Source organism: Pseudonocardia sp. EV170527-09, assembly GCF_008369905.1.
In the GTDB taxonomy this organism is placed as follows: domain Bacteria; phylum Actinomycetota; class Actinomycetes; order Mycobacteriales; family Pseudonocardiaceae; genus Pseudonocardia.
Window position 1 is genome coordinate 1 of record NZ_VRMC01000066.1, and the last position, 18,763, is coordinate 18,763.

The 18,763-nt window shown below is 72.6% G+C and carries 21 protein-coding genes and 1 pseudogene; 9 read left to right on the forward strand and 13 right to left on the reverse strand.

Annotated features, from left to right (window positions below):
* A partial coding sequence (locus FVA95_RS19440) for an integrase core domain-containing protein (protein ID WP_149664027.1) occupies positions 1–170 on the forward strand: 170 nt, incomplete at its 5' end.
* Here the strand turns inward: FVA95_RS19440 and FVA95_RS19445 are convergent.
* Positions 167–1,507, reverse strand: a complete 1,341-nt coding sequence (locus FVA95_RS19445) for an MFS transporter (RefSeq protein ID WP_240051606.1) — start codon at positions 1,505–1,507, stop codon at positions 167–169. The two genes, FVA95_RS19440 and FVA95_RS19445, sit on opposite strands and share 4 nt — an antisense overlap.
* A 76-nt stretch (positions 1,508–1,583) precedes the next feature.
* Positions 1,584–2,828, reverse strand: coding sequence for an alpha/beta fold hydrolase (locus FVA95_RS19450; protein ID WP_149665460.1), 1,245 nt, complete (start codon positions 2,826–2,828; stop codon positions 1,584–1,586).
* A gap of 98 nt (positions 2,829–2,926) precedes the next feature.
* Between FVA95_RS19450 and FVA95_RS19455 the strand changes: the two genes are divergently transcribed.
* A complete protein-coding gene (locus tag FVA95_RS19455; protein WP_149665461.1) occupies positions 2,927–3,829 on the forward strand; it encodes a LysR family transcriptional regulator in 903 nt (300 codons plus the stop codon).
* 21 nt (positions 3,830–3,850) lie between these two features.
* Here the strand turns inward: FVA95_RS19455 and FVA95_RS19460 are convergent, their stop codons facing one another.
* Complete coding sequence (locus FVA95_RS19460; RefSeq protein WP_149665462.1) at positions 3,851–4,738, reverse strand: LysR family transcriptional regulator; 888 nt, start codon at positions 4,736–4,738, stop codon at positions 3,851–3,853.
* A gap of 206 nt (positions 4,739–4,944) precedes the next feature.
* On the opposite strand from FVA95_RS19460, the gene FVA95_RS19465 reads away from it, so the two are divergent.
* From FVA95_RS19465 to FVA95_RS19475, 3 genes are all read left to right on the forward strand, one after another.
* Positions 4,945–6,129 carry a CaiB/BaiF CoA-transferase family protein gene (locus FVA95_RS19465; RefSeq protein WP_149665463.1) on the forward strand — a complete coding sequence of 395 codons (1,185 nt, stop codon included), beginning with the start codon at positions 4,945–4,947 and terminating at the stop codon, positions 6,127–6,129.
* Positions 6,130–6,169: 40 nt separating this feature from the next.
* Complete coding sequence (locus FVA95_RS19470) at positions 6,170–7,324, forward strand: acyl-CoA dehydrogenase family protein (protein ID WP_149665464.1); 1,155 nt, start codon at positions 6,170–6,172, stop codon at positions 7,322–7,324.
* A gap of 77 nt (positions 7,325–7,401) precedes the next feature.
* Entirely contained in the window at positions 7,402–8,067 is a 666-nt protein-coding gene (locus FVA95_RS19475; RefSeq protein ID WP_240051607.1) for an NIPSNAP family protein, read from the forward strand.
* A gap of 222 nt (positions 8,068–8,289) precedes the next feature.
* On the opposite strand, the gene FVA95_RS19480 is transcribed toward FVA95_RS19475, so the two are convergent.
* The 3 genes from FVA95_RS19480 to FVA95_RS19490 all read right to left on the reverse strand — a co-directional run bounded on the left by FVA95_RS19480 (position 8,290) and on the right by FVA95_RS19490 (position 11,317).
* Complete coding sequence (locus FVA95_RS19480) at positions 8,290–9,255, reverse strand: helix-turn-helix domain-containing protein (RefSeq protein ID WP_149665465.1); 966 nt, start codon at positions 9,253–9,255, stop codon at positions 8,290–8,292.
* Positions 9,256–9,317: 62 nt separating this feature from the next.
* Entirely contained in the window at positions 9,318–10,568 is a 1,251-nt protein-coding gene (locus FVA95_RS19485) for a dicarboxylate/amino acid:cation symporter (RefSeq protein ID WP_205015903.1), read from the reverse strand.
* An 11-nt stretch (positions 10,569–10,579) separates the two neighbouring features.
* Positions 10,580–11,317, reverse strand: a complete 738-nt coding sequence (locus FVA95_RS19490; RefSeq protein WP_149665467.1) for a GntR family transcriptional regulator — start codon at positions 11,315–11,317, stop codon at positions 10,580–10,582.
* A gap of 146 nt (positions 11,318–11,463) precedes the next feature.
* Between FVA95_RS19490 and FVA95_RS19495 the strand changes: the two genes are divergently transcribed.
* A complete protein-coding gene (locus FVA95_RS19495) occupies positions 11,464–11,988 on the forward strand; it encodes a PadR family transcriptional regulator (protein ID WP_164514886.1) in 525 nt (174 codons plus the stop codon).
* Positions 11,981–12,988, forward strand: a complete 1,008-nt coding sequence (locus tag FVA95_RS19500; protein ID WP_149665468.1) for a BtrH N-terminal domain-containing protein — start codon at positions 11,981–11,983, stop codon at positions 12,986–12,988. The genes FVA95_RS19495 and FVA95_RS19500 overlap by 8 nt, the downstream gene beginning before the upstream one ends.
* Positions 12,989–13,001: 13 nt before the next feature.
* Here the strand turns inward: FVA95_RS19500 and FVA95_RS33970 are convergent, their stop codons facing one another.
* Positions 13,002–14,240: a GNAT family N-acetyltransferase gene (locus tag FVA95_RS33970; protein WP_149665469.1), complete on the reverse strand. Its 1,239-nt coding sequence runs from the start codon at positions 14,238–14,240 to the stop codon at positions 13,002–13,004.
* A gap of 115 nt (positions 14,241–14,355) precedes the next feature.
* Between FVA95_RS33970 and FVA95_RS33085 the strand changes: the two genes are divergently transcribed.
* The gene (locus tag FVA95_RS33085; RefSeq protein ID WP_240051608.1) at positions 14,356–15,300 is read left to right on the forward strand and encodes an acetyltransferase; all 945 of its coding nucleotides are present in this window, start codon (positions 14,356–14,358) and stop codon (positions 15,298–15,300) included.
* A gap of 5 nt (positions 15,301–15,305) precedes the next feature.
* Here FVA95_RS33085 and FVA95_RS19515 read toward each other — a convergent pair whose 3' ends face one another.
* Positions 15,306–15,746, reverse strand: a complete 441-nt coding sequence (locus FVA95_RS19515; protein ID WP_161992359.1) for an NUDIX domain-containing protein — start codon at positions 15,744–15,746, stop codon at positions 15,306–15,308.
* Positions 15,747–15,778: 32 nt separating this feature from the next.
* Between FVA95_RS19515 and FVA95_RS19520 the strand changes: the two genes are divergently transcribed.
* Complete coding sequence (locus FVA95_RS19520) at positions 15,779–16,132, forward strand: TraR/DksA C4-type zinc finger protein (protein WP_020621482.1); 354 nt, start codon at positions 15,779–15,781, stop codon at positions 16,130–16,132.
* Here FVA95_RS19520 and FVA95_RS19525 read toward each other — a convergent pair.
* The 5 genes and pseudogenes from FVA95_RS19525 to FVA95_RS19535 form a co-directional block, all read right to left on the reverse strand.
* Positions 16,092–16,313: a hypothetical protein gene (locus FVA95_RS19525; protein WP_149665471.1), complete on the reverse strand. Its 222-nt coding sequence runs from the start codon at positions 16,311–16,313 to the stop codon at positions 16,092–16,094. The two genes, FVA95_RS19520 and FVA95_RS19525, sit on opposite strands and share 41 nt — an antisense overlap.
* Positions 16,310–16,798 carry a sensor histidine kinase gene (locus tag FVA95_RS33975; RefSeq protein ID WP_368667341.1) on the reverse strand — a complete coding sequence of 163 codons (489 nt, stop codon included), beginning with the start codon at positions 16,796–16,798 and terminating at the stop codon, positions 16,310–16,312. Before FVA95_RS33975 ends, FVA95_RS19525 begins: the two co-directional genes overlap by 4 nt.
* Positions 16,772–17,116, reverse strand: a pseudogene (locus FVA95_RS33980) (histidine kinase dimerization/phospho-acceptor domain-containing protein); the annotation flags it as partial. The pseudogene FVA95_RS33980 and the gene FVA95_RS33975, both read right to left, overlap by 27 nt.
* Before the next feature lie 12 nt (positions 17,117–17,128).
* Positions 17,129–17,695: a hypothetical protein gene (locus FVA95_RS33985; RefSeq protein ID WP_368667340.1), complete on the reverse strand. Its 567-nt coding sequence runs from the start codon at positions 17,693–17,695 to the stop codon at positions 17,129–17,131.
* 23 nt (positions 17,696–17,718) lie between these two features.
* Positions 17,719–18,465, reverse strand: coding sequence for a response regulator transcription factor (locus FVA95_RS19535; protein WP_149665472.1), 747 nt, complete (start codon positions 18,463–18,465; stop codon positions 17,719–17,721).
* Positions 18,466–18,763: the final 298 nt, after the last annotated feature.

The following is an 18,763-nucleotide window of genomic DNA, read 5'->3' on the forward strand; positions in this document are numbered from 1 at the left end:
GGACCCTGGCCGACGGCTGGGCCTACGCCCGACTCTATGAGTCGACCCGCCAACGCAACGACGCCCTACCCGGCTGGATGCACTTCTACAATCACCACCGCGCTCACTCCGCCATCGGCGGCCAGCCACCAGTCACCAGGCTGACCAACCTCCCTGGACATCACACCTAGGGCGTCGCCGGCGCGTCTGCCACGGCCGCCGGCCGCGCGTCCTGCTCGGTGAGGCCGATGTCGCGCCACCGCGTCTCCGGCAGCACACGCCACAGGACGATCGTGCAGACGAGGGCGACACCGGCGATGTAGAGCGCAGGTAGGCCGGCCCCGGCCCCGGCCGCGGCGAGTGCTGCGGCGATCAGGGGTCCCGGTCCGGCGACAAGGGCCGCGCCCAGGTTGTAGCCGATCGCGCTGCCGGTGGAGCGCATGTGAGCCGGGAACAACTCGACCAGCATCACGGTCGTGGTGCTGTTGTGCATGGCCTCGAAGATCCCGAACAGCACGAGGCCGAGGACCGCGACGACGGGGACGCCGGTTGCCATGAGCAGGAAGGCGGGCACGGCGGACACGGCCAGCCCGGCGCCGCCGAGCAGGGACAGCGGTCGTCGGCCGACACGGTCGGACAGGGCGCCCATGACGGGGCACAGCGCCGCATACGACAGCGCACCGACGGCGACGACGACCAACGCCGTGGAGCGGTCCATCGTGACCGTGACCGTCAGGAAGGTCGTCACGTACGTCGCGATGTAGTAGAAGCCCAACACCGTGATGGCGGAGAGGGCGAAGGAGATCGCGACGTTGCGGCCCCCACTGCGCCCGACCGCGCGGATCGGCGCGTCGGAGATGTCGCCGCGGGCCTTCAGCTCCTGGAAGACCTCGGTGTCCTCGAGCCGCACACGGAGGTAGAGCCCCACGAGGGTGAGCGGGAACGCGGCGAGGAACGGGATGCGCCACTCCCAGACGACGATGTCCTCGGGCGCGACGGTGGACTGGATGAGCAGGGCGGAGCAGGCGCCCACCGTGACGGCGAGGGCGGCGGTCATCGGGATGACGGCCGCGGTGACACCGCGTCTGTTCGACGGAGCGCTCTCCACCAGGAATGCGGCCGACCCGGTCCATTCGCCGCCGGCGCTGAAGCCCTGGACGCAGCGCAGCAGTACGAGCAGGGCCGGCGCGGTGACGCCGATCGCGGCGTAGGACGGCAGGAGCGCGATGAGTGCGGTCGCGAGGCCCATGAGGACCACGGAGAGCATCAGCGCGAAGCGCCGCCCGCGGCGGTCGCCGATCGCGCCGATCACGAACCCGCCCACGGGCCGCATCAGAAAGGCCACGCCGTACACCGCCAGGGTGGACAGCAGCGACGCGGTGGGGCTGGAGCTGGGGAAGAAGTTCGAACCGATCGCCGTGGCGAAGAAGCCGTAGATGGCGAAGTCGAACCACTCCATGAAGTTCCCGATGCCGGCGGCGGCGAGGCGCCTGCGTCGGTCCGGACCGGCGATGCCGCTCCGGGTCACGGATGCTGACAAGAGACTCACCACTTCTCTGGGATGGTCTGGACAGCGGTGGACCGCAGGTCCACCGCCGGGTCGATCAGCGCTCGTACTTGTCGTGCAGCAGCGAGAGGACGGGGAGGAAGTAGCCGGCGAAGCTGGTCGGGTCCTCGGACATGGGGAAGTGGCCCTTCCCGCTCATCTCGACGAGCTGTCCGCCCAGGCGTTCCGCGGCCGCGCGACTCATCTCGGTGGTGGCCGAGTAGTCGTACTCGCCGCTGAACACGTAGAGCGGGCAGCGGGCGGTGCCGAGGGAGCCGGCGACGCGGGGCAGGTCCTGGGAGTAGAAGTAGGTGTCGCCCTGGTAGACGCCGGGGCCGGACTGGGCGTAGCCCCACAGGGTCTGGGCGGCCGGGCCCGCGGGACTGGTGGGGGCGATCAGGCCGCCGACCCAGCTGGTCAGGAACAACGAATGGTCGACGTCCGTCCGGTTGGTCCAGTCGACGAACCGTGAGGGGTTGCCGAGGCCTCCCTCCAGGGCGCACACGCCGGTGAACCGGTCTCCGTGCACGGCAGCCAGGTACAGGGCGATCGCGCCACCCATCGAACAACCGGCCAGCACCGGCCGCTCCAGCCCCAGGCCGTCCATGAACGCCAGCACCGTGGCGGCGTAGGTGGCCGTCGTGAGCCGGTAGGTCTGCCGCTGCCAGTCGGAGGGCGGTTCCGAGCGGCCGTGCCAGGGCATGTCGAACGCATAGACCGTCCACTCCGCGGTGAGCTCCGGGTCCTCCATCAGGTACCGGAACTGCCGGGAGTCCGCGCCCGCGGTGTGCAGGCACACCAGCGGAGGACCGGTGCCGGCCGACTCGAAGTACAGGCGCTCCGCCCGGCCGTCGACCTCGACCGTGAGGTAGCGCCCGATCACGGGGCTCAGCCCGGAGGCCGGCACCGCGGGGTCCGGACGCCGCTGCGGGGCAGGTGTCACCGCGTCACGCAGGGCAGCCAGGACGCGGTCGACGACGAGCGCGGCCCGTGCCCACACCGCACGGTCCCCACGGATCGGGGCACCGCCGGAGGTGGCGACGAGGGCCTGGGCGGTGGTGAAGCCACGTGGGCACGGGGTGCGACAGAAGCTGGTCCACTCGGACTCGCTCACCAGCAGCTCGAAGTCCCAGGCGTCGTTGATGCCGGTGGCGGGGACGACCTGGACGGTCGACCCCGTGGACCGCAGTCCGAAGTCCACGTCCGGCAGCTCGAACCGGGCGCTCCAGGCGCCGGTCGGTGGGAGGCCGGCGAGCAGGGTGCCGAGGTCGAGGCCGTGCAGGTCGTCGGTGCTGTTCGCCATGATCTCTCCTCGTCCACGAGTTCGACGACAGAGTGCTTGACATAGCTACAGCACGTCCAATATAGGAAATCTGTCTTTCCCATAACCTGGAGCTATGCATGGAGACCCGTCAGCTGCAGCACTTCCTGGCGATCGCCGATGCCGGCACGTTCACGTCCGCGGCTGAGCGGTTGCACATCTCCCAGCCCGGCCTGTCGTCGTCGATCCGCGCGCTCGAGCACTCGCTCGGCGTCCGCCTGTTCGTCCGAACCCGCAAGCGGGCGGAGCTGACCGAGGCCGGGCGTGAGCTCTACTCGGGCGCCCGGCGCGCCCTGGCGACGCTCGATGCGCTCGAGAGTCAGATCCGTCGCGGCCCGGGGGTCACCCAGAGCACCCTGCGGGTCGGCTGCATCCCGTCGTTCGCCGGGCTCGACCTCGCGGCCCTGATCAGCCGGTTCGTCGCCGGCAACCCCGATGTCGATGTCGACGTGGTCGTCGGGATGCCGTTGAGGCACTTCGCCGATCTCGCGGACGAGACCATCGAGCTCGCCTTCGTGACGATGCCGCTCGAACCCCCGGAAGGCATCCGCCTGACCCCCTTGGTCACCTACCCGATGGTGCTCGCGTGTCCGGTGGGACACCGGCTGAGCAAGCAGCCCTCCGTAGCGCTGGCCGATCTCGCGGACGAGGTGTTCGTCGACTTCGACGTGGACCTGGCGGCACGGCAGGTCACGGACCGGGCGATCGCGTCCGCGGGCATCACTCGCACGGTGCGGGTCACGTGCAACGAGATCGGTTCCCTCCTGGAACTCGTCGCGCACGGTCTCGGGATCGCCATCGTGCCGCGGCCACTCGCGATCGCGACCCGGGTACCGGTGGCGATGGTGCCGCTCACGAACGCCTCCCTGGTCTGGACGGTCGCCGCCGCCACTCGTCCGGCCGGGATGACGACCGAGGCCGGCCGGGCCTTCTGGAATCTGATCGCCGACACCGCCACTCCGGTCAACCAGACGCGCACGTGAGGCGGTCCACGACGGTCCGTCTCACAACGCCCTCCACTCCTGCGCGAGGACGAACGCCCGGAAACGGCGCAACACCGGGGACTCGGGCTGGCCCGCGCGCCAGACCAGCCCGAGTGCTCGTTGTGCGGCGTCGTCGGTGAGCGGGAGGTAGACGGCGTTCGGGTCGGCACGGTGTGGACGCGGTCGGGGGACGACGGTGACGCCGAGCCCGGCCGCGGCGAGGCTCTCCATCGTCGCGATCTCGGCGGTCTCGAACGCGACCTCCGGTTCCACACCTGCGCGGGAGAGCAGGTCGTCGGTCAGCCTGCGCAGCCCGAAGTCCGGACCCAGCATGACGAACGGCTCGCCGGTGGCCTCCGCGATCCCGACCCGGTCGTGGCCGGCGAGCCGGTGGTCGCGCGGGACGACGAGGCACAGCTGTTCGGTGTGGATCGTGTGCCAGGCCAGGTCCTCGTCCGCCGGGCGAGGACCGGTCACCGCCAGGTCCACGACGCCGTCGGCGACCAGCGCTTCCAGCTCGTAGGTCGCCGCCTGGGTCAATGCGAACTGCACTCGTGGCGCCCGCGCCCTGAATGCGCGGATCAGCTCGGGTGCCAGCCAGGTGGCGACCGAGTGCAGGAAACCGAGCCGGACCGTGCCGTGCTCCGGGTCGCGCAGTGCGTGGATGTGCTCGGTCGCCGCCCGCAGTTCGAGCAGGCTGCGCCGGGCGTGCCGGAGGAACACCTCTCCGGACGGGTTGAGTCGCAGCCGCCGGTTGACCCGATCGAACAGCGGTGCGCCGATCTCGTGCTCCAGCCGCGCCAGGCTGCGCGACAGCGTGGGCTGGGTGGTGTTCAACCGCTGCGCCGCCTGCGTCATGTGCGGGGTCTCCGCCAACGCCACGAACCACGCGACGTCCTCGAGGTTCATGCGCACAGCGTATCGAGCTGATCGTGATGTTTCATTTCACGGATCGCATCTGCTGGGTCACGATGCCAGGGCGCCACTGGGGTCGACCGACGGAGGAGCAGCATGACGACATCGAGCGGGGGAGGCGTCCTCGTGACGGCGCCGCGCGACCGGCGGCTCCCGACCGTCGTGACCGTCCTCGATCCGCATCGTCCGGAGGGACCGGCATGAGCTCCCTCCCACCTCTGCACGGCCTCACCGTGGTGGGCCTGGAACAGGCGGTGGCCGCCCCGTTCGCGACCCGCCAGCTCGCCGACCTCGGTGCCCGCGTCATCAAGATCGAGCGCCCGGGCTCCGGCGATTTCGCCCGTGGCTACGACGAGGCCGTGTACGGGAACTCGAGCTACTTCGTCTGGCTCAACCGCGGCAAGGAATTGATCACCCTCGACCTGAAGTCCCCCGAGGGGCGCGTGGTAATGGGCGAGCTGCTCGACCGAGCGGACGTCATGGTGCACAACCTCGGCCCCGGCGCCGCGGGTCGCCTGGGAGTGGACGCGGCGTCGCTCGCGCGGAGCCACCCCCGGGTCGTTCCGTGCACGGTGTCCGGCTGGGGCACGAGCGGTCCCTGGGCGGACCGCAAGGCCTACGACCTGCTCGTGCAATGCGAGACAGGTCTGCTGTCGATCACCGGCACACCGGACGAGATGGCGAAGGTCGGCATCTCGATAGCGGATATCGCCGCCGGCATGTACGCCTACTCCGGCATCCTCACCGCTCTGCTGCGGCGCGCCACGACCGGCGAGGTGTCTGCGGTGGAGGTGTCGCTGTTCGAGGCGCTCGCCGAGTGGATGGGTGCGCCCGCGTACTACACGCGCCACGGCGGACGGCAGCCCGTCCGGTTCGGCGCCCAGCACGCGACCATCGCCCCCTACGGCCCGTACGACACCGCGGACGGCAGGCTGCTGCTGGCCGTCCAGAACGATCGCGAGTGGCGCGCGCTGTGCACGGGGGTACTGGGCGATCCCACCCTGGCGACCGAGCCCCGCTTCGCCTCGAACTCGGCGCGGGTGGCCCACCGCGAGGAGCTGGACGAGCTGATCGGCGTCAGGCTGGCGGGCCTCACGACGGCGGCCGCCGGGACGTTGCTGGACGAGACAGGTGTGGCCAACGCCGGCATCAACCAGATCGAGGAGTTCCTCGACCATCCCGTGCTCGCCGGTCGCCGGCGCTGGCACGAGGTCGCCGTCCCCGGTGGCATCGTCGCCGCCCTGCGACCCCCGGCCGACCTCACCGGTGTCGAACCGGTGATGGGCGACGTCCCGGCACTCGGCGAGCACACCGACTCCATCCTGCGCGAGCTCGGCCGTTCCGACGCCGACCTGGCCGACCTGCGCGACCGCGCGATCGTCTGACGCGGCCGTCGGACCGTCCCGAACCCCGAGAGGACCCATCATGAGCACTTTGAGCAGCGAGGAACAGTACGTCGTCGACACCGTGCGCGAGTTCGTCGATCGCGAGGTCAGGCCCGTGGTCCGGGAGCTGGAGCACGCGAACGAGTACCCCGAGAAGATCATCGAGCAGATGAAGGAGCTCGGGATCTACGGGCTCGCGATCCCGGAGCCGTGGGGCGAGGCCCCGGTGTCGATGTCCTGCTACGCGCTGGTGACAGCCGAGCTGGCCCGGGGCTGGATGAGCCTGGCCGGGGCGATGGGAGGGCACACCGTCGTGGCCAAACTGTTGCTGGCGTTCGGGACGCAGGAGCAGAAGGACCGCTACCTGCCGCGGATGGCGACCGGGGAGCTGCGCGCGACGATGGCGCTCACCGAGCCGGGCGGCGGCTCGGACCTGCAGGCCATGTCGACCAACGCCCGCCTGGAGGGCGAGGAGTACGTGCTCAACGGGTCGAAGACGTGGATCTCCAACGCGCGCCGGTCGGGGCTGATCGCGCTGTTGTGCAAGACCGACCCGAAGGCCGAGCCCCGGTACCGGGGCGTCTCGGTGCTGCTGGTCGAGCACGGGCCCGGCCTGACGGTGTCGAAGGACCTGCCCAAGCTGGGGTACAAGGGGGTCGAGGCCTGCGAGCTGATCTTCGACGACATGCGGGTGCCGGCGTCGGCGGTGCTCGGCGAGGTCCCGGGCAAGGGATTCGCGCAGATGATGAAGGGGCTGGAGACCGGGCGGATCCAGGTGGCCGCGCGAGCGTTGGGCGTAGGGCGGGCAGCGTTCGACGACGCACTCCGTTACTCACAGGAACGGGAGTCGTTCGGCAAGCCGATCTGGCAGCACCAGTCGATCGGGAACTACCTGGCCGAGATGGCCACGAAGCTGACCGCTGCCCGGCAGCTGATCCTGTTCGCGGCGGAGAGGTTCGATGCCGGGGAACGCTGTGACATGGAGGCGGGGATGGCGAAGCTGTTCACCTCCGAGGTCGCCATGGAGGTGGCGCTGAACGCGGTGCGGATCCACGGCGGATACGGCTACTCCACCGAGTTCGATGTGGAGCGCTACTTCCGGGACGCCCCGCTGATGATCGTCGGCGAGGGCACCAACGAGGTCCAGCGCAACGTCATCGCCGGACAGCTGGTCAAGCGGGCTGGGCTGGACTGACCCGCCACTTCGGTGTGCCCCCGGGGCTCGATGCCGAAGATCACGGCGACTACTGCGGAGAAGGAGTGGAACAAAAGGTGACGAACGCGCCCATGATCGACGGTGAGGATGTCGCGGCGGCCGCACAGGCGATCCGCTACGAGTTGACCACCCTGTCGTTTCGAATGCCGGACGCAGCGCAGGCAAAGGCAGGGATAATGCCGTGGTTGACGGCTCCGGAGGCTACCGGTCGTCTGCTCGGACTCTGGGAGAGTGAGCACGACATCCTGTTCCGCGTCTTCGTTCTGCGCGAGTTCCCCGACGACGCCGCATTGGCTGCCGAACGGCAGCGTGCCATGCACGATCGACAGCCCTTCGGAGCTGGTCCGCACCTCACCGACCTCAGCATGCAGAGCTTCGCGCCATTCCCCTTCGTGCCGCCCGTGGTCACCGGATCCTTCGGTGCCGTATATGAGATACGTGACTACCACCTCATTCCGGGCGGGATTCCCGCGACGATCGACGGATGGCGGCAGAAACTGCCTGGCCGGCATCGTGTCGACCCACTGACAGTCGTCATGTACGCCCTCGACGGGCCGGCGCGCATCGTGCACATCTGGCCGTTCAGCGGCATGGACGACCGCGTCAGCATTCGTCGGTCGCTGTATGCGGACGGCATGTGGCCACCTCCTGGAGGGCCAGAACACATCATGTCGGCGACATCGACGATGGCCTGGCCCCTGCCCGGATCGCCGTTGCACTGACCGGAGGGTTCTCGGGCCGGGCTCCGCCCCGTCGTGGGTCACACCCGGTGTCGACGGGTTCCCTCTCGGCCTGATCCCGTTGCCCGGGTGGGCACAGCGCGCGACCCCGATCCGGCACCCGGCGTACGAGTAGAGCCACTACGGGCGGACGGCGGGTGCAGAGCCTGCTCGTCCGCTGTTCGCGGCTCCGCGACAGGGAGGGCGTCGAACGTTCGGCAGTCGCTAGCGCGTGGTGGGCGCGGGCAGGTCCAGGACGCGGGAATTGCGTAGCCGCCAGACGAGATAGGCCAGCCCGAGGCGGGTTCGTCCCATGCCGTCGTCGAGCGGGTTGTAGCCGAGGTCGGCGGTCAGGCCGTCGATCCTGGCCTGCAGCGTGCTGTGGTGCACCCCGGCCAGCCGCGCGGCCTGGCGCACCGAACCCGCTCGGACGAGGGCGTCCAGTGTGGTCGGACCCCAGGGGTGGCGCATCACCAGGTCGACGGACTCGACATCGGGCTGGTCGCTGTCGTGGGGCAGATCGGCGAGGAGGCCGATGAGGCCGCCGAAGTCGTCGGCCAGCACGGTGGGCGTCGCCGGAGGGGCGCACAGGCGCAGAGCGACGACGGCCGCCCGGAAGGACCGGTGCAGGCCGTCGATCTCGTCAGCCGTTCCGATGCTGGACGGTGTCGCGTCCACGACGGTCCGATCGCAGGCGACGACGCTGGCGTGGATCGGGCCGTACGAGGTCGCGATGACGTCTTCCGGGCCGGGCGGGTGGCTGCCCCAGGCCGCGAAGAGGGGCGCCGCGACGGTGCGGTACCGCACCCCGGGCAGGAGACCGATGCGGGCGGCGGCCACACGGCGTTCCTCGGTGGGGACCGCGCGGTCCAGTACCAGGCTCAGGTCACGGCGACCGTCGGCGTCGCTCCGCCCTCGCCCGTGCCGCATCCGCACCGCCAGGGAGAGACGTTCCAGGATGATCGCGTCGTTGGCGTGCGGTGCACCGTCGCGTTCGAGCCACACCGTGATCCCCGGAGCCACCTCGGACAGGGTCCGCGGCGGCGGGGCGTCCAGCGGCTGTGGTGCGGCCTCTCCGCGCGGCGTGATGCGGACCGAGCGGGGCGGTGTGTCCTGGCCGTACCCGGCGGTGCAGCCGGCGAGCGAAGCGGCCGCGCTGAGCAGACCGCGGGTGTTGACGTTGCAACGCAACGCGATTCTCCCGACCCGCCATCTGGCGGGTGGCGAACGCCGGGTCCGAGCCCCGCGGTCGGTCAGGCGTCCGAGGCGCTCCGGGCCCCCGTCTCCGCCGGCTCCCCGGAGCGCACGCCGTCGTAGATCTCCCGGTCGATCTCCCCGTCGGGGTACGCGACGAGCATCGCCACCAGGGTGTCGGCGTTGACGTTGAGGAACGTCCGCAGGATCCCGGTGAACCAGTCGACGGCGATGAGGAGCCCGACCGCCGCGAGGGGCAGTCCGAGGGTGGTCCCGAGGACGGGGAACCCGCCCGGCACGGTGATCGTGCCCATGTTGAGCAGGATCGCGAGGACCATCCCGAACACGATCTGACCGGCCGAGAGGTCGACGCCGCCGGCCTGGGCGAGGAACAGCACGACGATCGTGTAGTTGAGGACGGCGCCGTAGGACCCCATGGTCAGCCCCACCGAGAGCGTGAAGTTGGCGACCCGGGGGCTCACGCCGATCTTCTCGATCGTGGTGCGCAGGACGGTGGGGTAGGTGACGGCCGAGCTCGTCGTCGTGACCGCGACGGCGGTCTGCTCGGCGAGCTTGCGCGGCAGGCGGGCGGGGTTGAGCCGGGTGCGCCCGGCGACGATCGCCACGAACAGCGCGGTGAGCAGGACGACGCCCAGCAGGGTGGTGCCGAGGTAGGCCAGGGCCGACCCGACCACGGCGAAGCCGATGCGGCCGGACAGGTCGGCGAGCAGCGCGAACACCCCGATCGGCGCGACGTACATGACCAGCCGGATCAGGGTGAGCAGGACCTGCTGGAACTGCCCCACGACGTCGAGGACGAGTGTGTTCCCCGTCGCGGTGACGTGCCGGTGGAGGGCGACGCCGAACAGCAGCGAGAACAGGATGATCGGCACCATCGCCGCCTCGGCCATCGACTCGACGACGTTGGTGGTGAAGAAGCCGAGGACCGTGTCCTGCCAGCTCTCCGGAGCTGCCGCGGCCGGCAGCGCGGCGTCCGGTGCGGCCGTCGCGACCATCCCGGCGCCCGGGCGGAACAGCAGCCCGAGCACCACCGCGACCACCGCGGCCACGACCGACAGGCCGATCATCCAGGCGAAGGTCCGCAGCGCGAGCCGGCCGGTGCCGGACCCGGTCATGGACCCGCAGGCCGCGATCACCGAGGTCATGACCAGCGGCACGATCGCCATCTGGACGAGCCGGATGAAGGCGTCGCCGACGACCTTCAGGTTGCCGGCCCACTCGCCGGTCACCAGGCCGAACGCGATCCCGGCGACCGCGGCGAGCGCGATCAGGACGGCGGGATGCTTCATCGCGGCGAGTCTCATGAGGTCCTCACGTCGAGGGTGGCCGGGCCGCGGCGGCGGTCCCGGGTGTCGGTGGCGAGCAGGGCACGACCGGCGCGCTCGGTGACGATCTCCAACGAGGCGCCCATGTGCTGGTGCAGCAGGTGACGGGCGGTGTCGAGCCGTCCGGCGAGAACCGCCTCGCCGACGGCGACGTGCTCGGACACGGCCGCCTCGACGCGACCGGGGAGCACGTAGTCGTTCATCCGCACCCGCCGGATCCGGCGGTGCACGTCGGTCAGCACCGCGACGAGCTCGGGGTTGCCCGACGCCGCGAGCAGCGTGCTGTGGAACCGTTCGTCCTCCAGCACGAAGCCCGGGCCCGCCTCGGGCGGCTCCTCGAGCATCCGGTGCCAGCGGACCAGCTCCGCGCGGAGCGCCCCGGCGTCGTGCACGGTGCCCGGGTTCTCCCGGCATCGGTCGATCCCGCGCAGCTCGACCGCGATGCGGACCTCCCAGAGGTCACGCACCCCCGCCAGGTCGGGGACGACGACCGAGTAGCCGTAGTCCTCCTCGCGCTGCAGGAGGCCGTCGGCGACGAGCCGGCCGAGGGCCTCGCGCACCGGGGTGCGGGAGATGCCGAACCGCGCTGCGAGCTTCGGCTCGGTGAGGCGGGTGCCCGCGCCGACGGCGCCGTTGACGACGTCGTCCCGCAGAGCGGCGTAGACGCGCTCGCGCAGCGGTGGCGTGCCCGCGTGCTCGACGGCGCTCGACATCGACGATTCTCCCCACCTGTTGTGTCCAGGGCTGGATACAGCAGGTGGAGACGGTAGGAGTGGCACGTTGCGTCGGCGTCTCGCGCCGGTGTCGTCGTGTTTCGTGCGGGTGTGGCGCCTTCTATTCTGGTACTAGAATAGAGGCCGTGGAGCTGACCATCGGCGAGCTCGTCGTTCTCGGGGCACTGGTCGAGCGCCCTCGCCACGGCTACGACATCGAGCAGGTCATCGAGGAGCGCGGCGTCCGCCGCTGGACCGACATCGGCTTCTCCTCGATCTACTACCTGCTCGACAAGCTGACCGCCCGCGGCCTGGCCGAGGCCGACGACGACCGCCCCTCCCCGAAGGCCCGCCGCGTCGCCCGCATCACCGACCGGGGGCGCCGCGCCGCGGCCGCCGACGTCCGGGAGCTGCTCTCCGGTGCCGGGGTCCCCGCCCGTTCCTTCCTCGCCGGCCTCGCCCACTCGACCCTGCTGCCCGCGCACGAGGTCGAGGAGGCACTCCGGGCCCGGCTCGCCGGGCTCGACACCCGGATCGGCGCGGTCGTCGCCGCCCGGACCGCGCAGGAGCCCCTCCCGGCGGAGGCGCGCGACGTCTTCTCGTTCTCCCTGTCCCAGCTGCGTGCGGAGAGGTCGTGGCTCGCCGAGCGGGTCCAGGTGTCCGATGACTGATGCGTCCACCGGCGTCCCCTCCACGGGAGGCGTCCACTGCGAGACGACGGCGCTCGGCGCGCTCCTCGGGCACGTCGGCGTCCACCTCGACGAACCGATGCTGTTCGGGCTCGGTTCCGGGCTGTCGTTCGTGTACTGGGACTCCAAACGGCAGTCGGCGCCGTTCCTGGGCGGGCGGGTCAAGCCGTTCGAGCTGACCCGCACCCTCGCCCGCCACCTCGATCTCGACCTGCGCGTGCAGGAGACCTCGTCCGCCCGCCGGGCGTGGGACCAGGTACGCACCCTCGTCGACGACGGCGTTCCCGTCGGACTGCAGCTCGACAGCCACGACCTGGACTACTTCGGCTCCCGGGTCCACTTCGCGGGCCACGTCGTCGCTCTGCTCGGCTACGACACGGAGACCGCGTACCTCCTCGACACCGCGCAGCAGGGCGGCCGGGTCAGCACGAGCCTGGACAGCCTGGCCCGGGCGCGCGCCGCACGGGGGCCGATGTCGGCGCCGCACCGGTCGTTCACGTTCGGACGACTCCGGGAGCCGGTCGACCCCGGCCCCGCGATCGTGCCTGCGATCGTCGAGTGTGCCGAGGCGTTCCTGCACCCGCCGATCGCCAACATCGGGCACCGCGGCATCCGGACGACGGCGAAGCGCGCCGGGTCCTGGTTCGACCGCGTCGAGGACCCGCACCGGGACCTGCCGCAGATGGCGATGCTCATGGAACGGGCCGGCACCGGCGGGGCGCTGTTCCGCAACCTCTACCGCGACTTCCTCACCGCCTGCCTGCCGCTGCTCGACGACGCCGGCCCGGGTGAGCGCGTCGCGTCGGTCGAACGGGGCCGGGACCTGTACGCCGAGTCGGCGACGCTGTGGACCCGTGTCGCCGGACTCGTCGAGCGGGCCGGGCTGGAGGAGGACCCGGCCGCCCTGACCGAGGCCGCCGGGCTGCTGCTGCGGGTCGCGGACCTGGAGACCGCGGCGATGACCACGCTCCGGTCGCTCTGAGCCGGGCCTGAGGTCAGCCGGGGGACCGACCCCGCCCCGTGCCCCGGGGTTTCGCCATGTGGACCAGCGCGTAGGTCCCCGCGTCGGTCCGGTGGGTCTCCCGGAACCCGAGCCGGTCGTAGAGCCGCAGGTTCGTGACGCTGTGCTCGCCGGTGAACAGCTCGATCACCGACACGTCGTCGTCGAGCTGCTCCTCGGCATGGCGGAGCAGGCCCGACCCCAGGCCCTCGCCCTGCCGGTCCGGAGCGACCACCAGCCGGCTCACGACGGCGGTGCTCCCCGACCGGGTGATCCGTACGGCGGCGACCAGCCGACCGTCGTCGCGGACGCCCCAGGCGGTCACCGACCCGTCGGCCAGCTGCTCGCGGATCTCCGCCAGGTGCTCGGTGAGCGGCGGCAGGTCGATGTCCTCGTGTGCCCGGGCCTCCGGCACGTAGGCCGCACGCTGCAGGGTCAGGACCTCGCCGGCGTCGGCGGGCCGGAGGCGGACGGTCCGTGCCCGCGTGCGGTGGCTGCGGAGCTCCTGCGGCCGGGGTGCGTCGAGCAGCGCGCGCAGCTCGTGGAGCACCTCGGCCGGGTCGGCCCGGTCGTCGCCGAGGACGTCGTGGGCGCCGCCGAGACCGGCGTCGTCCACGAGCCCCTTCTCGCCCAGGACCCACGCACCCCGCCCGGCCATGACGGCGTGCGCCGCCTGCGCGGTGGCGCGCGTCATCATGCCGAGTGCGAGGGTCCGGTCGCCCCGCCGGACGTGCTGCTCGGCGATCGTCAGCGAGAACGCGGCGTTCCAGCGCCAGCGTTCCTGCGCCGCCTCGCGCAGGGCCGTGGGGTAGGCGACGGCCGGCAGCCGCCCGGCGAGCACCTGGTTCACGGCGATCTCGCCGAGCGGGGTGTACGTGGGCAGCCCGGCGAGATGACCCTCGACCTGGTCGATCTCGAACCGGCCGTGGTCGGCGTCGGTGCGCCAGACGTCGACGACGTCGAGGTCGCGCAGCAGCACGTCCACCGGTTCGCCCTCGACGGTCAGCCACGCCCCGCCGTTGACGATGCGACCCCACTCGCCCGGCTGCGCGACGTGCCCGGCGAAGCCGAGGCGCCCGAGCGCCCGGGCGTCGAACCCGCCCCGGTAGTAGACGCCGAGGTCCCAGTCGCTGTCCGAGCGGTGGGTGCCCCGGGCCCGGCTGCCGCCCAGCGACACGGCGAGCACCCCGGGCAGCGCGACGAGCCGGGGCAGGAGGACGTCCAGGACGGTCATGGGGCGATCGTCGACGGCGCCGCTCCCGGTGTCGACCGTGATCCGGGCCGCCACCCGTCGCGGGCACCGGCCCGCGGTGGGCGAACCCGGTCGACACCGCTGCGATCCTGTCCCGGTGAGCAGCTCCCCGACCGTCCGCACGGCCACCCCCGCCGACCACCCCGAGCTGGTCCGCATCTGGCGCCGGGCGGTCGAGGCCACGCACACCTTCCTCGCCCCGGACGACGTCGACGAGATCGAGACCGAGGTCCGCACGGCCGCCCTGCCCGCACTGTCGGTCCTGGTCGCGCAGCACGCCGACGGCACCCCGGTCGGCTGGATCGGCACCGACGGCCATCGGGTCGAGGCGCTGTTCGTCGACCCGTCCGCGCACGGCCGGGGCGTCGGCTCCGCGCTCCTGGCCGCGGCCACCGTCGGCACGGCGCGGGTGGAGCTCGACGTGAACGAGCAGAACCCGGGCGCGGTCGGGCTCTACGAGCGCCTGGGGTTCGTCCGGACCGGGCGCTCCGAGCGCGACGGGCGGGGCCGGCCGTTCCCGCTGCTGCACCTGCGCCGGGACCGGCTCCCCGAGCCGTCCGACCCGGCTCCCTCCACGACCGCCCTGCTGCTCGGCTACGTCGACTTCTACCGTGACCGCGTCCTCGACAAGTACGCCGCGCTGCCCGAGCCCGAGCGCACGGCCAGCAGGCTCCCGTCGGGCTGGTCTCCCGCGGAGCTGCTGCACCACCTGCGCAGCATGGAGCGCCGCTGGCTGGAGTGGGGCTTCGTCGACGCCGACCTCCCGGACCCCTGGGCCGACCACGTCGACGGGCGGTGGGCGCTGCCGCCCGGGGTCGGCGCGGACGACGTCGCCGCCGCGCTCGCCGCGCAGGGCCGGCGTACCCGCGAGATCGCGGAGTCGGTGGGGCCCGGCGTCGCGGGGGTGCCGAGCGGGCGCTGGGCCGGCGCACCGCCCGCGACGATCGAGCGGACGCTGCTGCACGTCGTCCAGGAGTACGCCCGCCACCTCGGCCACCTGGACGTCGTCGTCGAGCTCGCCACCGGATCCACCGGCGAGTAGCCGCCTCAGGGCGCGACGCGGTGCAGGTCCCAACCGTCGAGCGCGACGCCGGGGCGGCGCCAGGCGTGGCGGACGGCGGAGGTGTGGGCGAACACCGGTCCGGGCAGGTCGTCCGGGTCGGCCCAGGTCCAGGCGTCGATCGCGTGCGGCTCGGTCACCCGAAGCTCCGCCCCGGCGGGTGCGGGCACGTGCACCGCGAAGGTCACCCCCGCGCCGTCGAGCCGGACGCACACCGCGAACAACGTCGCCGTCGCAGCGACGACGCCGGTCTCCTCCGCCAGCTCGCGCAGCGCCGCGGCGACGACCGGCTCCCCGCCCTCCAGGTGACCGCCCGGGAACGACCAGCTCGGCGTCTCCCCGGCGGTGACCCGGTGCCCGACGGCGACCGCACCGTCGGCGCGCTCCAGGACGACGCCGACACCGGACAGCGGACGCGGAAGGCTCACCACCGCAGTCTGCCGGGGCGCATCCTGGGGTGGTGGACCCCACCACCCTCGCCGCCGCCCGCGCCCGTGCCCAGGAGTGGGTCGGCTCGCTGCGCCACGAGCTCGACGACCTCGCCGACCAGCAGGCCCTGACCAGCCACGACGACGAGCACGACCCCGAGGGCGTGACGATCGCGGTGCAGCGCGCCCAGCTCCAGGGGCTGCTCGCCGCCGCGGAGCAGGAGCGCGACGACCTCGACCGGGCGGCGGAGCGCCTGGCCGCGGGCGGCTACGGGCGCTGCGTGGTCTGCGGCGGACCGATCGCGCCGGAACGGCTCGAGGCGCTGCCCGCCGCGACGACCTGCATCAGCTGCGCGTCGGACCCGCGCCGGCGTCGTCGCCGGTAGCGGGCGCGGGTGCGGGTGCGGGTGCACGAGGCGGTGTCGGTGTCGGGAGGACCGTCACCGTGGGGGTGGGGGCGGCCGTGCCGGCGGGCGGGGCGATCGGCTCCGGCTCGTCGTCGAGGGTCACCCCGCACCCGGCGACGAGCAGCAGCCCCAGCGCGGCGGTGCACAGCCGGGTCCTCACGTGTCCACCCCCGGCAACTCGACGACGACCCGGGTCCCGCCGCCGGGGCGTTCCTCCACCCACACCCGACCGTCGTGCCGGCGCACGTGCGCGGCGACCAGGGACAGCCCGAGACCGGTGCCGCCGCCGTCGCCGCGGCTGCCGGCCAGGGTGCCACGGGCGAACCGTTCGAACACCGCTCGCCGCTGCTCGGGCGGGATGCCGGGGCCCGCGTCGTCGACCTCGATCCGGGCGAACCGGCCCCGGCGCGCCACGCCGATCCGCAGCGCGCCGTCGCCGTGCGCGTCGGCGTTGTCCAGCAGGTTGCCCAGGATCTGGTCGAGGCGACGGCGGTCGACCCGCACGGTCACCGGCTCCGGGGCGTCGACCTCGGGGACGTGCTCCCCGCCGCGGACCGCGACGAGCCCGCGGACCAGCGCACCGAGCTCGCCGTCCTCCCGCTGCAGGGTGTCGCTGCGGGAGATCTCCAGCAGGTCCAGGACCATCCGGCGGAAGCGCTGGATCTCGCCGTCGAGCAGCTCGACGGCCTCCCGCGCGGTCGGCGCGAGCTCGGCGCGCCGCCGGGTCAGCACCGCGGCCGCGTTCACCAGCGTCGTCAGCGGTGAACGCAGCTCGTGCGCGACGTCCGCGGCGAACCGGGCGTCGCGCGACACCCGCTGCTCCAGGTCGTCGGCGGTCCGGTTGAACGTCGCGACGAGCGGGGCGAGCTCGGCGTCGGTGCTCGACGGCAGCCGTGCGGTCAGGTCGCCGCCGGCGATCCGCTCCGCGGCTCGGGTCACCGCGGTGAGCGGCAGCAGCGCGCGCCGCCCGGCCCACTAGCCCAGCGCGAGCCCCAGCAGGGCGCTCACCGCGACGCCGGCGAACAGCACGACGCTGAGGAACTTCAGGTTGGCGTCGAGCCGCTGCATCGGGAAGACCTCGACGAACACATCGCCGCCGGACATCGGCGCCGCGACGACGACGCTCGGCATCCCCGCCACCATCACCCGCTGCCGTGCCCCGGTCCCGTTCCCGGCCATCGCCAGCAGCCCCGCCGGCAGCGCCCCGGGATCGACCTCACGGCCGCTGGTCGTCCACGTCCCGTCGCGGCGCAGCGCGACCGTGGTGCCGGGGGTGCCCGCGAGGCCGGTCAGCAGGTCGTCGAGACCGCCGACGTGCGTGTCGTCCACCATCGCCCGCTCGACGAGCTGGAGGTTCACCGCGAGCTGCCGGGTGGCGCTCTCCACCCGCTGCTCCACCAGGTAGTACGACGCGAGGTTCCAGGTGACCGCCGCGAACAACCCGGTCACCACCATCGACACCCCGGCGAACGCGACGCCGATCCGGTGACGCAGCGGAAGCCGGCCCAGTGGCAGTCGGTCCAGCGGCAGTCGGTCCAGCACGGACCGCATCCTGCCGCGCCCGCTCACCCGCCGCGGCCCGACACCGGGACGACGCCCGGCAGCGCGGCGTCCGGTCCGGCGTCGCCGATCTTGTACCCGGAGCCGCGCACGGTCAGCACGAGGACCGGCCGGTCCGGGTCGAGCTCGACCTTGCGTCGCAGCCGTCGCACGTGGACGTCCAGCAGCCGGGTGTCGCCGTGGTACTCGTAGCCCCACACCCGCGACAGCAGCTCGTCGCGGGTCACGATCCGCCCGCCCGCCGCGGCGAGCTCGGCGAACAGCCGGAACTCGGTGCGGGTCAGGTGCACCGGGACGCCGTCCCGGAGCACGGTGCCCTCGTCCGGGCGCAGCTCCACGTCCCCGACGGTGACCCGGCGCGGTGCCGCCGATGCCGGACGCCGGCGACGCAGCAGCGCCCGGATGCGGGCGGCCAGCTCCCCGGCCACCAGTGGCTTGGTCACGTAGTCGTCGGCTCCCGCCTCCAGCCCGGCGATGACGTCGGCGGAGTCCGAGCGCGCGGTCACCATGATGATCGGCAGGTCACCGGTCTCCCGCAGCCGCCGGCAGACCGTGAGGCCGTCGATGCCGGGCAACATCAGGTCCAGCAGCACCACGTCGACGTCCGGCCGGGCGGCACTGACCAGGGCCTGCTCGCCGGTGTGCACCGCCTCGACGTCGACGCCCTCGTCGCCCAGGGCGAGACCGAGGGCACGCCCGATCCGGACGTCGTCGTCGACCAGCAGCACCCGGGTCCGGCCGTGTTCGCTCATGATGACGGCGATTCCACCGGATCCGGGCCGGTCCCGTCGACTCCGGCGCCGGGCCGGAGACGATCGTCAGGCGATCGCAAGCCGGACGGGTGCGTGACGGCGGCGCCGCAGCGCCAGCAGGTCTGCGGCGGCCCGCCGTCGCCGGTGGGGGAGGGCATCGCCCCGCAGTCCGAACAGAGCCGGTCCAGCCAGCACACCGGGTCGCCGACCTCGGCCTCGTGGCCGTGGTCGGGGTGTCGTCCGGTGACCGGGGTCCCGGCGGACGGTGTGTCGGACACACCGCCATCGGACCACGGGG

What these genes read in the sequence shown, in the direction of transcription:
- FVA95_RS19465 (WP_149665463.1), top strand. Translation starts at nt 4,945, where the DNA reads ATGAGCTCCCTCCCACCTCTGCACGGCCTCACCGTGGTGGGCCTGGAA.
- FVA95_RS19455 (WP_149665461.1), top strand. Translation starts at nt 2,927, where the DNA reads ATGGAGACCCGTCAGCTGCAGCACTTCCTGGCGATCGCCGATGCCGGC.
- FVA95_RS19450 (WP_149665460.1), bottom strand. Translation starts at nt 2,828, where the DNA reads ATGGCGAACAGCACCGACGACCTGCACGGCCTCGACCTCGGCACCCTG.
- FVA95_RS19490 (WP_149665467.1), bottom strand. Translation starts at nt 11,317, where the DNA reads ATGTCGAGCGCCGTCGAGCACGCGGGCACGCCACCGCTGCGCGAGCGC.
- FVA95_RS19500 (WP_149665468.1), top strand. Translation starts at nt 11,981, where the DNA reads ATGACTGATGCGTCCACCGGCGTCCCCTCCACGGGAGGCGTCCACTGC.
- FVA95_RS19470 (WP_149665464.1), top strand. Translation starts at nt 6,170, where the DNA reads ATGAGCACTTTGAGCAGCGAGGAACAGTACGTCGTCGACACCGTGCGC.
- FVA95_RS19535 (WP_149665472.1), bottom strand. Translation starts at nt 18,465, where the DNA reads ATGAGCGAACACGGCCGGACCCGGGTGCTGCTGGTCGACGACGACGTC.
- FVA95_RS19460 (WP_149665462.1), bottom strand. Translation starts at nt 4,738, where the DNA reads ATGAACCTCGAGGACGTCGCGTGGTTCGTGGCGTTGGCGGAGACCCCG.
- FVA95_RS33970 (WP_149665469.1), bottom strand. Translation starts at nt 14,240, where the DNA reads ATGACCGTCCTGGACGTCCTCCTGCCCCGGCTCGTCGCGCTGCCCGGG.
- FVA95_RS33975 (WP_368667341.1), bottom strand. Translation starts at nt 16,798, where the DNA reads ATGGTCCTGGACCTGCTGGAGATCTCCCGCAGCGACACCCTGCAGCGG.
- FVA95_RS19485 (WP_205015903.1), bottom strand. Translation starts at nt 10,568, where the DNA reads ATGAAGCATCCCGCCGTCCTGATCGCGCTCGCCGCGGTCGCCGGGATC.